This is a genomic window from Candidatus Cloacimonadota bacterium (assembly GCA_021734245.1).
In the GTDB taxonomy this organism is placed as follows: domain Bacteria; phylum Cloacimonadota; class Cloacimonadia; order Cloacimonadales; family TCS61; genus B137-G9.
This window is the reverse complement of the sequence record JAIPJH010000032.1, coordinates 1-12,923: the sequence shown is the minus strand read 5'-3', so window position 1 is coordinate 12,923 and position 12,923 is coordinate 1. Positions and strand designations below refer to the sequence as shown.

Annotated in this window: 11 protein-coding genes; 1 reads left to right on the top strand and 10 read right to left on the bottom strand. The window is 36.5% G+C overall.

What is annotated here, in order from left to right:
- Nucleotide 1: 1 nt before the first annotated feature.
- Genes murG through K9N40_06545 form a run of 9 tightly spaced genes read right to left on the bottom strand, consistent with a single transcriptional unit; the run spans nt 2 to nt 11,374 of the window.
- The gene (gene murG, locus K9N40_06585; GenBank protein ID MCF7814123.1) at nt 2–1,075 is read right to left on the bottom strand and encodes an undecaprenyldiphospho-muramoylpentapeptide beta-N-acetylglucosaminyltransferase; all 1,074 of its coding nucleotides are present in this window, start codon (nt 1,073–1,075) and stop codon (nt 2–4) included.
- Nucleotides 1,068–2,213, bottom strand: a complete 1,146-nt coding sequence (locus K9N40_06580) for an FtsW/RodA/SpoVE family cell cycle protein (protein ID MCF7814122.1) — start codon at nt 2,211–2,213, stop codon at nt 1,068–1,070. Before K9N40_06580 ends, murG begins: the two co-directional genes overlap by 8 nt.
- Nucleotides 2,210–3,538 carry a UDP-N-acetylmuramoyl-L-alanine--D-glutamate ligase gene (gene murD, locus K9N40_06575; protein ID MCF7814121.1) on the bottom strand — a complete coding sequence of 443 codons (1,329 nt, stop codon included), beginning with the start codon at nt 3,536–3,538 and terminating at the stop codon, nt 2,210–2,212. The genes K9N40_06580 and murD overlap by 4 nt, the downstream gene beginning before the upstream one ends.
- Nucleotide 3,539: 1 nt before the next feature.
- Entirely contained in the window at nt 3,540–4,655 is a 1,116-nt protein-coding gene (mraY, locus tag K9N40_06570) for a phospho-N-acetylmuramoyl-pentapeptide-transferase (protein MCF7814120.1), read from the bottom strand.
- Nucleotide 4,656: 1 nt separating this feature from the next.
- A complete protein-coding gene (locus K9N40_06565; protein ID MCF7814119.1) occupies nt 4,657–7,470 on the bottom strand; it encodes a UDP-N-acetylmuramoyl-L-alanyl-D-glutamate--2,6-diaminopimelate ligase in 2,814 nt (937 codons plus the stop codon).
- Nucleotides 7,449–9,620 carry a PASTA domain-containing protein gene (locus K9N40_06560; GenBank protein ID MCF7814118.1) on the bottom strand — a complete coding sequence of 724 codons (2,172 nt, stop codon included), beginning with the start codon at nt 9,618–9,620 and terminating at the stop codon, nt 7,449–7,451. Before K9N40_06560 ends, K9N40_06565 begins: the two co-directional genes overlap by 22 nt.
- 58 nt (nt 9,621–9,678) lie before the next feature.
- Complete coding sequence (locus K9N40_06555; GenBank protein MCF7814117.1) at nt 9,679–10,008, bottom strand: cell division protein FtsL; 330 nt, start codon at nt 10,006–10,008, stop codon at nt 9,679–9,681.
- Nucleotides 10,005–10,934 (bottom strand): 16S rRNA (cytosine(1402)-N(4))-methyltransferase RsmH, encoded by a 930-nt coding sequence (rsmH, locus tag K9N40_06550; protein ID MCF7814116.1) that lies wholly within the window; start codon nt 10,932–10,934, stop codon nt 10,005–10,007. The genes K9N40_06555 and rsmH overlap by 4 nt, the downstream gene beginning before the upstream one ends.
- Complete coding sequence (locus K9N40_06545) at nt 10,934–11,374, bottom strand: protein MraZ (GenBank protein ID MCF7814115.1); 441 nt, start codon at nt 11,372–11,374, stop codon at nt 10,934–10,936. Before K9N40_06545 ends, rsmH begins: the two co-directional genes overlap by 1 nt.
- Before the next feature lie 628 nt (nt 11,375–12,002).
- Here K9N40_06545 and K9N40_06540 point away from each other — a divergent pair.
- The gene (locus K9N40_06540; GenBank protein ID MCF7814114.1) at nt 12,003–12,656 is read left to right on the top strand and encodes a hypothetical protein; all 654 of its coding nucleotides are present in this window, start codon (nt 12,003–12,005) and stop codon (nt 12,654–12,656) included.
- An 80-nt stretch (nt 12,657–12,736) separates the two neighbouring features.
- On the opposite strand, the gene K9N40_06535 is transcribed toward K9N40_06540, so the two are convergent.
- A partial coding sequence (locus K9N40_06535) for a hypothetical protein (protein MCF7814113.1) occupies nt 12,737–12,923 on the bottom strand: 187 nt, incomplete at its 5' end.

The window sequence follows — 12,923 nt, the reverse complement described above, 5'->3', positions numbered from 1 at the left end:
TTTATTCCATATTCCTTAAAATTGTTTTAACTATAACTTCCGCTGCATTCACATGCAACGAATCTTTATAATTTGCTTTCATTTTTGGATGATTTTCTTGGATATCTAAAATTTTCTCAAATAATATTTTTGGAGTTAAGTTTTTCTGTTCCAATAAAATAGCTGTTTTATTATCAACCAGTTCCATAGCATTATAATATTGATGATTTCCGGCAGCTGATGGAAGTGGAACAATGATCGCAGGAAGTTTTTTCGTTTCGATTTCTGCTAATGAAAGTGCTCCGGCACGACAGATAACAAAATCGGTTGAATTCAAAATTTTTCCCATTTCATGCGTGAATTCAAAAGCAAATATGCCATTTTTACCTTTTACTTTTGGATAGAATTCATCGAAAGAATATTTGCCGATCTGCCAGATAATTTCAATTCCAGCTTGCAGGATTTTATCGATGATTGGAAAAAGAGCTTTATTCAAAATATAAGAACCCTGGCTTCCGCCATAAAGAAAGAGTTTCAAGCTATCTTTTTTTAGATTGCCTTCATCAAAATCGATTTGAGATTCTTCCTGAACTACAGAAGTGTTTATGGGATTTCCAGCAAAGGCCAGTATATTTTTCGGCAAATACTTTGCTGCACCTTTGTTTCCCAGGAAAACTTTTTTTGCATATTTGCTTAATTTGCGGGTAGTTAAACCAGGAAAGCTGTTTTGCTCCTGCATAAAAATTGGAATCTTACATTTATGAGCTGCAAAGCCAACCGGTCCGCAGACAAATCCACCGGTTCCAACAAAAGCATCGGGTTGAAAATTTCTAATGATCTGCTTGGAATCTTGAATGCTTTTGAAAAGTTTGATAGGAAAGAGGATGTGTTTAGCCGTGAGATTTCGATGCAATTTCTGTACGTTTATTGGGCTGAAATCAAAACCTGCTTTGGTTGCCAGTTTTTCTTCCATGCTGTTTTTATTGCCTACATACAAAATTTCGACGTCATTTTCCCGCAGTTTTTTTGCAATTGCCAAAGCCGGAAATATGTGTCCGCCGGTTCCACCTGCAGCAACTATCACTTTTTTACGCATTCAAAAAATACCTCTTTTTTTCTGAGCTGATATTCAGCAGAAGACCAATTGTGAGTGAATTTACCAGAAGTGAAGTTCCACCGTAACTTATGAATGGAAGCGTTACTCCGGTAGAAGGAAGTGCAGCCATCGAAACTCCAATATTTACCATAGCATTGAAGAAAATATTCATTCCCAAACCCACACCAAACAACTTTAAAAACAAGCTATCCTTTTGCCAGGAGCTGATAACGCAACGAATGAAAAGCCACACGTAAAGCAAGATTACAATTACAGCTCCGAAAAATCCACGTTCTTCTCCAATGATGGCAAAAATAAAATCTGTTTTTGCTTCTGGCAAAAAGTAATGTTTTCCTGTTCCGCGAGTTGCTCCGGTGCCGAATAATTTTCCGCTGGAAAGCGAGATCAATCCTTCCCTGATCTGGTAGTCATTTGTTCCTTCATATTTGTCTTCAGGATCTTCCTCAGAATATAGCGAATACTTATGAAATATCTGCATACGCTCGCTTCGATAAACCGGACCCGACTTCAGAACTATAATTCCTCCAACCAGGAAAATCGCAATGATCAGGAAAATCGTCAGAAAACGGATTTTTGCCAGAAACAAAATCGATAACAAGGTGAAGCCGGAAATTACCAGCGGGCTGAAATGGCGTTCTGCCAAAATAAGGCTGTAAATGATTGCTGTCATTATAATTAATGCACTAAAGTTTTTGATGAATTGTGAAGGTTTTGAATCAGGTATCAACCTCTGTTTTTTATCTAAAAAATGAGAAAAATACAATATTAAAACGATACGAGCGATCAAGCTGGGTTGAAAGTTGAATTTCCAGATCTGAATGCTGCGGACGGCTCCTTTCACGCTTTTTCCAAAGATAAGAACAGCGATCAAGAGCAGAACGGTGAATAGAATCAGAAAGAACGAATATCGGCGCAGTTTGCTTATATCAACGACTTTGAAGGTGTAATATACAGCACCTCCAGAGATGATGAACCACATGAACTGTCGGTAGAAAAAAAACATGGAAGTGCGCACAGAACTTATGTTCAGCTGCATATAAAGTCCAATAAAGATGAGAATAAAATAGATGAACAAAATGTAGTGATCGTATTGGGCTATATATGTTTTTTCTTTCATTTTATCAGGTCTCTTACCAATTTTTTGAAATGATCTCCGCGCTGTTCAAAATTCTGGAACATATCATAACTGGTGCAGGCTGGAGATAAGACTATTTCATCACCTTTTTCAGCTTCCTGGAAAGCAGTTATTACTACATCTTTGTAAGTTTGGAATTTTTCAAAATCTACTGTATCTGCAAAGGCTTTCGCCATTTCTTCTTTGGAATCTCCAATCAAATACAATTTTTTTACATGTTTTTTTATCAATTCGTTCAGCACACTATAATCTTCACCTTTGCCAGATCCCCCGATGATCAATCTGATCGGTTTTTCGAAAGATTGCAGAGCGTATTTTACTGCATCGGTATTGGTGGCTTTGGAATCATTATAAAACTTGATGCCATCGATTTCGGCCACAAATTCCAGGCGGTGGGGAAGAGATCGGAAAGTGGAAAACGCTTCTTCTATAAATTCATCTGGAATATTGAAAGGACTTACAGCTAAAACAGCAGCCATCATATTTTCCAGATTATGCGGCCCTTTCAAAGTTGCATTTTCCAGAGAAATATTGTGATGCTGAAATTGGAATTTATTATTATTTAGTAAAATATCAGATTTCCCTGAAAGGCTGAATTGTTTTATTTCTGCTGTTATCTGATCTTTAAAATTTGCAGAATATTTATCGTTGCTGTTTAAAATTGCCAGATTACCTGGAGATTGATTTTGAAAAATATTGAATTTAGCTTTCGCATAATCTTCCATGTTTTTGTAGCGATTCAGATGATCGGGAGTAATATTCAGAATTGCTGCTACATCAGGTTGGAATTTGTCTATAAGTTCCAATTGAAAACTGCTGAGTTCCAATACAATAAAATCAATATCCGGTTTTTCAATGGGAAATGATGTGAATGCTGTTCCGATATTTCCAGCTAAAATGGATTTATAACCTGCTGTTTGAAGAATATGATGGATCAGACTGACTGTTGTGCTCTTGCCGTTTGAACCTGTAATGGCAATGATAAAACTATGTAGATGTTTTATGCGAAATCCCAATTCGATCTCGCTGATTATCTCTATTTTTTTTGCTTTTGCTTTCTGTATGATTGGTATATTTAAAGGAATGCCAGGACTAACGATAAGAACATCATTTTCCAGAACTTTTTCGGAATGTCCTCCAAATTCACAATAAAATTCAGCCTTTATTTTGGCTGAATCCTGAATTTGGTTTTCAGTTTTATATTCGCTTAAAAATGGTTTTCCACCTAACTGTTTGATCTTTTTAGCAGCGGCAATTCCACTGCGTGCCACGCCCAGAATTCCGAATTTAACATCTTTTACTTTCATTCTATCTCAGTTTCAGAGTAGCCAAACCAATTGCTACCAACAGCATTCCAACGATCCAGAAACGAATAACGATCTTTTCCTCGGAAATACCTTTCATCTCGAAATGATGATGAATAGGAGCACATTTAAAAACACGACGGCCTTTGCCAAATTTGATGCGTGTGTATTTGAAATAGTATCTCTGAATTATCGAAGAAAGCGTTTCTATAACGAAAATACCACCAACAATTGCGAAGAATATCTCTTCTCTAAGAAGCATAGAGAGAACCGCTAAAATACCACCAAGAGCCAGTGAACCGGTATCTCCCAGAAAGATCTGCGCCGGTTTGATATTATACCACAAAAACCCCATTAAAGTTCCAATTAATGCGCTGATGAAAACTGTTAACTCGCCAGCATTTGAAATGAATTCCAGATTGAAATAATGAGCTAAGTTGAAGTTTCCTTTCAAATATGCCATAATTCCCAGTCCAAAAGCTGCCAGAGCAACCGTTCCGCTGGCCAAACCGTCCAAACCGTCAGTTAAATTTACTGCATTGGAAGTAGCTGTAACCATGAAAACTCCAAACGGAATAAAAATGATTCCCAAATATAGAAAAGTACTTTTAACAAATGGAATACTGATCTGTGCTATAGTTGCTTTATCGGGACTTCCAAAATATAAAGCTGAAGATACCAGAATGCCTAAAGTTATTTGTGCCAATAGTTTATATTTTGCTATTAAGCCTTGTTTCATTTTCAAGAAGTTTTTCATATAGTCGTCCAGAAAACCGATCCCACCCAACCAGACAGTTGTAATTATCATGATCAGGATATAACTGTTCACCAGATTATTCCAAAGCAATACAGATAATAGCAGACTGGAAATTACGATAAGACCTCCCATGGAAGGTGTTCCTTCTTTCTCGCGATGAGAAATCGGTAGATAATCGTTGATTCGTTCGATTGCATGATGGCCCTGCAGTATTTTTATGAATTTCGGTCCTAAAAGAAGGGAGAATAAAAGTGCTGTGATGAAGGCAGCAATTGCTCTAAAAGTTACATATTGAAAAACATTAAAAATAGTATAGCCGAATATCGGTGTATCGGCTAAAGGTGAAAATAAATGATAAAACATATTATATCCTTTCTAAAATTTTTTCTAATTTTATACTATGAGAAGCTTTGATTAAGATTATTGAATCATTTGGAAAGTTATTTAACATATCAGAATCAAGAAGTTCTTCCACAGTTTGGAAGTGCCTGTCTGCTTTGTAATTACGTGATAAAAATCCAACTGATATCAATTCTTCAATTTCCTCCCCATCCAATTGATGCAAAATATTTCGATGATATTTTTCTGTCAATTCACCAAGCTCCAGCATATCTCCCAAAATTGCCACATGTGGATTTTGGGGTTTATAACGCAGCCAGAATTGGATGGCAGCTTTCATGGAATCTGGATTGGCATTGTAGCAGTCTGCCAGAATGATTTTTCCCTTCGATCTAAAAATATTCATGCGATTTGCGATATTCAATGGTTCATCAAATCCAGCCTGGATTGTAGTTTTATCAAATCCGAGTTCAAAGCTGATCGCAGCGGCTATAAGTGCATTTTGACTAAAGGTGGAAAATGGTGTGGGAATGGAAAAAAGTTTGTTATTAATTTTGAATTCTGTTTTTTCATCATCTTGTTTTATATCTGAAAGCTTGTAATTATTTGAATCTTTTTCCCCAAATGTGATTCCTTCGAAATCTTTGAATCTTTTGTCATCTCCGGGAAAGATTTTTATCGATTTTTTTAATTTGAATATTTTTATCTTTTCTTTGAAAACACCTTTTTCATCAATAAGAAATTCCAAATGAGAAGGACCTATTGAAGTTATCACAGAAATATCGGGTGATGCAATGTCGGTTAATTTTTCTATTTCTCCAAATTGGTTTGTACCTAATTCCAATATTGCAACATCGTGCTTGTGCTGAAGCTTGAAAATAGTTTTAGGAAGTCCGATCAGATTATTTTCATTGGAAAATGTTTTATGAACTTCATATTTTCGAGAAAGGATGTTTGCTAAATACTCTTTTACTGTTGTTTTGCCTGAACTTCCGGTTATTGCAACAGAAGTTACATCAAAAAGTGTTTTGTATTTTGCTGCCAGTTTTCCGTAAGCCTGAAGAGTATCATCAACTCGAACCAAATTCGCATGATCGATAGTAAAATTTTTATCTACAACTGCCCAGCAGTTATCGATTTTCAAAGCATTTTCCACATAATCATGTCCATCGAAGTTCTGACCCTGCAAAGCAAAAAAAAGTGAATTCGGTTTTATGCTTCTGGAATCGGTAGAAACATGGAATATCATTTCGTCATTTTCAATATTAAATTTCTGTTTAAAGATCATTTCCAGCATCACAGGATCGATAGGGAAGGAGAGTGCATCTGAACTACTTTTATTTAAAGCTTCGGTTGCAATTTTTAGATCATCGAAATGGTGTTTAATTCCTTTAATTTCCTGGTATGTTTCATGTCCTTTGCCAGCGATTAAAACGATATCGCCTTTTCTGGCTGCCTGGATGGCGGTTTCAATCGCAATTTTACGATCTCTGATAATCCATAATTTTTCTTCAGCTTCTGCCTTGGCAATAATATCTCTGATTATGTCAGCTGGTTCTTCATCACGCGGATTATCGTTTGTGATAATTGTAAGATCAGAATTTTGCAAAGCAGCTTCCAGCATTTTTGGTCGTTTGCTTCTATCACGATTTCCACCGGCACCAAACACGCAGATCAATCTTTTTTTGCTAACTTCTTTAAGTGTTTTCAAAACATTTTGTAAAGCATCTGGAGTGTGGGCATAATCTATGTAAATTCCAATATCTTTCTGGTTTGGAACAGCTTGCAGTCTGCCTTCCACAGTTTCTAATTCGATGATAATTTTTACTAATTGTTCATCAGGAATGGGCACTTTTAATTCCAAGCAAGCAGTAATAGCAGCAGTCAAATTAAAAATATTGTATTTGCCAATGAGATTGGTTTTGATTTTACCCTCTTTTTTTATTCCCTTAAAAAGGGGAGCTTGAGGTAAGATTATTTGGAATTCACTGCCAGAAATATCTGTTTTAATATTTGAAATTTTATAATCTGCTTTCTGGAATGAAATTCCCTTTTTATCGATTTTCAATTTTTCATAAAACTGCTTTCCAAACTCATCATCAATATTGATAATAGCGGTTCCGTTTTTTTCTTTCAAATAATTAAACAGTTGAAATTTCGAATTTGCATAGTTCTGCAAACTCGCATGAAAATCAAGATGATCCTGAGAGAGATTGGAAAATATCGCTAGGTCGAAATTACAGTCATAAATGCGCTGCAAGGCAAGAGCATGAGAAGATACTTCCATCACAACATATTTAATATTTTTTCCCACCATTTCTGCGAAAATTTTATTCAGATCAAAAATATCGGGAGTAGTGCGTTCAGTAGAAAAAGATTCATTATTTATTTTGTAACCAAGAGTTCCGATCATTCCCACAGAAACATTATTTTTTACAAGGATCTGATAGATGAGATGAGCGATGGTCGTTTTTCCATTCGTGCCGGTGATGCCAATCAATTTGAACTTGGAGGTTGGATCATCAAAATAGAGTTTAGCCAGTACTGCAGCTGCTTTGCGGGAATCTGTAACAACGATCTGTGGAACATTCAATTCGAGCTTATGATCAACGATCAGTAATTTTGCACCGTTATTTAAAGCTTTTTCTGCAAATAAATGACCATCAGTTTGAAAGCCTTTTATACAGATGAAAACATCATTTTCCGCTATTCTGCGGGAATCAGTTTCGAATTTATTATATTTAGTTTCCGAATTAATATCACTGCCTTCCAAATACAAACCGGCAGTTTGCAAAACAGCTTTAATTTGTTTATAATTTATCTGGCTTTTACTACACATTTTTCACCAAATTTAGTTTTTGATCCCGCTGGAATCGACTGCTCATAAATGATGCCGTTTCCCATCGAGATCAACCTGATATTCTTTCTATTTGCCAAGGCCAGAGCTTTTTTCAAGGTCAGCCCTTTCAAATTCGGCATATCATAATCAAACGCTTCCACATCTTGCTTCTGCTCAGCAGTGTCAAGAATAACGATCACTCTTTCAGTTTTGTCGAAGGCTGCATTTGGTTTCGGGAATTGATTCACCACTTTTCCGTGAGGATTTTTTTCTACGATCTCAAACGAAATTCCACTGGAATTTAGAGTTGTTTCCGCTTCCAGTCTACTCATACCAAACACCGAAGGAGCGAACACATAATCTTTTTGTTCTTCTTTGATTTCTACAATAATATCACTTTTGGGAAGGTTGATAATTCTGTTCACAACCTTTTTAAAAGTGGGAACGGCAGACATCGAAGCATAATAGGAATAAGATTTGTAATCTGCTTCATCGTATACAATTACGATAACATATTTTGGTTCTTGAACAGGAAAAAATCCGGCAAAAACAGAGGTATATTTTTCTTCGGAATACCCGATATTTCCACCAAAAGATTTTTCTGCTGTTCCTGTTTTCCCGGCAATTTCCAGAAAATCGAATTTGGTGCCGGTTGCTGTTCCATAATCTACCACCGAGCGCAAGAAAACTTTTAGTGTATCTAAACTTGTTTTATCGGAGATCGTACGCAAAACTTTGGGTTGATGATTTTCTACAGTACGACCGTTTTCATCGATTACTTTTTGCACCAGATAAGGTTGCATGATCTTGCCGCCATTGGTAAAAGAACAATAAGCATTTGCCAGTTGCAGTGCTGTTACAGAAATTTCCTGACCGAATGATATGGAATGCAGAGAAAAACCCTGCCAGTCTTTCAGTTTACGAAATATTCCAGAAGCTTCACCCGCGATATCAGCTCCTATCTTGTGGCCAAAACCGAGAGCGATCATGCGTTCATAAAGCGATTTTGAACCAATTTTTTCAACTATTTTGCTGATACCAACATTACTGGAATGAGCAATAATATCTTTAAAATTCAATTTTGTGAATTTATGATCATCTTTTATCACACGCTCCACATCACCATATTCCAGGTGATAATCTCTACAATCTATCATATCGGAAGGTTTATAAATATTGTGTTCCAAAGCCAGAAGTGCTGTAATGGGCTTTAATGTAGAGCCGGATTCGAACATAAATGATACCGGAAGATTTGCTTTTGCCCGAAGTTCCAGAGCTGTCTTTTCTTGATCATCTTTATTTAGACCGCTCATTGCCAAAACTGCTCCGGAATGCGGATTCATGATGATTCCAATGGCATTTTTAGCCTGATATTTTTTCAAACCTTCGTACAAACTTTCTTCCAGAATTTCCTGCAAATCATTATCGATCGTTAAAACTAGAGAATTACCATTTTTTGGAGGACGTTCCTTCAAAAACAGAAAAGGAATTCTTTTATTATTGGCATCATGAATAGTTTCCTGCCAGCCGTATTTTCCTCGTAATTTTTCATCATAAGTGTATTCCAGACCCGAAATTCCTTTCATGCTGTAGATTTCTTCCTGATCGTTTTCTTCACGATTGTCGTCGATTATTCCCAGGAAGTTGGAACCTAATTTTCCTTGCGGATAAGTTCGTTTTATCTTGCTGAAATTTTTGATAAGTCCGGGAATCTTGAGGTTTTCCATTCTGCTCGTGATCTGAAAAAGTTCCGTTTCGCTGATCTTCTCCGAAAGAAAAACACTACCATCAGCTTTTGTTAGTTTTGCTTTGAGCCATTTTTTTTCCAGATCGCTATTTTCTGAAATTATTGTAGAAATGCTATCAATAATAGCAGAAAGATCTTTTTCATTTCGAGCACAATATTTTTTTACGGCTTGCATATCCTGATCGATCTGATAGTATTTTATCGAGCTAACCAGCAGATTTTGATCAGCATCGTAGATATTTCCCCGTAAGGGGTTGATTATCTTTTTAGAAGGATTCTGTCGTATGTCTATAGTTGATTGCAGGTTATGAGCATCTAAAATTTGAATTTGAAAAAGGTAAACGATCCAGATGAGAACAAGAAGTGCGTTGAGCATCAAAAATAAGGTTAATCTAAGTTTCATGCTCGTATTCTCACTTGGATCGCTTTTTATTCTAACTTATTATTAAAAAATAGCTTTCCTATTTTGTGAGAGCTTCAGCGCTGGGAACGATAAAATCTACCAGGCAGAAAGTCTCATCATCAGAATTCATTACAATATTGTGAACTTCGGTTGCATCGCTGGGATAGCACATTCCAAGTTGTTCATAAGCCAGCTTTTGAATTCGTTCACGAGAGCCCAAAGTGCTGTTGTAAGTTACCAGATCCAGGTTGATGTCTTTAGCAGATTTCAGGGTTTCATTAATTTCGTTTATTTCACGCGAATAGCTCATGATCTTGTGTTGATTTTGATAGTGAACAAACACCGAGGTTAAAATCAATACGACAAGAATTAACAATCTAATTTTCATACTTCCTCCTTGCGCTCTGCAATGCGCATTTTGGCACTTCGTGCTCTGGGGTTTCGGCTTATCTCATCTTCGCTAGGAAGAAGAGGTTTTCTGGTTATTATCTTCAAAGTGGACTCTTTATCGCACACACATTTTAAAAAACCGTTGGGGCACACGCAATCCAGTTCTTCATTTTGAAAGAATTTTTTCACGATCCGGTCTTCTAAGCTGTGGTAGGAAATCACCACGATTCTGCTGCCGGGATTTAATATTTTTACTGCATCAGAAAGTGCTGTTTTCAGAACTTCTATCTCGCCATTAATATAAATTCTTAGAGCTTGGAAAATCCGAGCTTTTGCTTTTATCTTCTTTTTGCTGCTTGTAGCCCTGTCGATGATCTGAGCAAGTTCCAGCGTTGTTTCGATTTGTCTGATCTCTCTTGCTTTGGCGATTTCTCGAGCGATCTTGAAAGCTTCCTTTTCTTCTCCGTATTCCAGGAAGATATTCTTCAATTTCTTTGGCTCGAATTTGTTGATGATCTCAAATGCTGTGAGATCGGATTCTGCATTCATGCGCATATCGAGTTTGCCTTCCAAAGAAAAACTGAAACCGCGTTCTGCTGCATTTATCTGGTGTGAAGAAACTCCCAGATCGAATAAAATTCCATCGATCTTCTTGATGCGTTCCAAAGCCAGACAAGTTCGCAAATTAGCAAAATTTTCTTTGATGATGGTAAGGTTGCTATATTTTTGTACCAATGGTTTGGTCTGCTTCAAACTTTCTTCATCCTGATCGAAAGAGAACAGGTGAATCTGATCATTTGTCTGTAAAATCTTCTGGGTATGACCACCGCCGCCCAATGTAGCATCGATGTAAATTCCACCGGGTTTTATCTGCAGTGCATCGATGGCTTCATCTAAAAGAACAGGAACGTGATAGCTGCTCATTACTGATAATCCAGAGAGTTGAACAGGTTTTTGTGTTCTTCCAGAAGCTTCTTACTGTATTCTTCATAAGCTTCGGGCTGCCAGATCGATATGAACTTTCCTTCACCTTTTATTATAACTTTATCGTCCACAGGAAATTCTTTTAAAAGCTGATCGGAGATCTTGATGCGGCCATTGCTTTCCATTTTCTGCTCGGGAGCAGCAAAATGACGCAGAGCAAGCAGCATCTTTTTGTCTTTGGTTTCTCCGCTTTCCAGGCTGCGAATTTTTTCCTGCCAGTTGTCCAGGGGATAGATTGCCAGGTTGGATTCCGAACCGACCGTGACGATGACGATCTGTTTGGATTGCGGACTGAATTTCTTTTTGAAAGCAGAAGGAATGGTAACCCATTTACCTTTGTTAACGCTTATCGTGAAGGTTCCCAGAAATTCACCTGACATATTTCCTCCCTCCTCAATTTGAGCTCTGCTGAGTTCAATTGAGCATATCTGAGTCAAAAGTGAGATTTTCTGAGAACTTGTCAAACTTTTTTTACATTTTGTGAGATTTTTTTGAGAAGTTGAGAAAATGTGAGAAACTTCCGATTGTCCGAAGGTCATCGGAATGTTTCGTTTAAGAAAATAATAAACCTCTTATTAACGGGAATAAACTCTGATATTTTTTCTTTTAAGACAGGATAACAGGATTGACGGGATGTGACAAGATTCAATCTCAAACTTGTCTTAAGTGCGTAAAATCTTGAGGCAAGTTAGAAAGCGGATAAAAGATAAAATGTATAAAGAGTGTTGGCTAATTAAAATGACATTAAATATAGCCCATGACTTCAGTGGGAATGAAATAAAAAAGAGAATAATGAACAACCAACTTATCTTAACTTCACAGAATCTTGAGGTAAGTTAGAAAAATTAAACATTCGGAAGATACCGATAAATCGGTAACATTCCGAAGATTTCGCACGTCCTGTGCTGAAGTTCTGAAATGCTGAACACGTTAACTTCATTTTTATTTGACAATCCAATATCAAAAAGCATTATTCGCCCGACTCAAAAATAGAAAGAGGGAAGTATGATGAAGCAGACATTGTTAATTTTAGTGATTCTAACAATAGCATCCGGATTATTTGCTTACGAATATGAAGCTGGAGATCATGATCTTTTCCTGATGCCCACGGCATATACAATGCCCAAAGGTAGTAAGTATTTCTCTGATTATGAGTTATTTTTTCTTAATTATGCCATTGCACCAACAGACAGAACACATCTTGCATTATTCACATTATTTCCTATTACCACAGATTTTCTTAATACATTTTCAGTAGGAGTAAAGCAGAATTATTTACGCAAAGAAAAGATACAATCTGCATTCTGGTGTGCTTTCAATCCTGAATCGGTTGGATTAAGTATTGGGAATGTATTAAGTTTAGGACAAAAAAAGAGAAGTATTCATGTAGGATTATCTGCTCTAACTGCAAGAGGTGCTGATGATTTTGAATTTCTTTATATGTTGGGAGCCAGGTTAGGATCAGAAAGATCTGATTTCATTATAGAATTTGAAAATACAAATTCCCTGATCGATAGTGATTTCAGCGGAATAATGACATTGGGTTTCAGATTTCGAGGAAAAACTATAACCTGGGATTTTGCTGGTATTCGTCCTCTTTTCGAGGATATGGGTAATTTGTTATTTATTCCATTTTTAAAAGCAACTGTTTATTTTGAGTAGTAAATTTGAAATATCATAAGAACGGAACTTCCAATTGAATGAAGTTCATCGGAATGTTTCAATTCCGATTATTAAAAAATTTATTTTATCACATAATCTTTAGCATATGAGAAGAAGTAAACTTGTCTTAACCCAAGTTTCGGCAAAAAACATCCAAAACCACAAAAATAATGAGCTAAGTGCTTGAAAAATAGAACAAATTCTTCTAAAAATGGCGAAAAAGTGCCCAAAAAATATTTATTGAGAAATGAGTTGACCGGCTGCGAT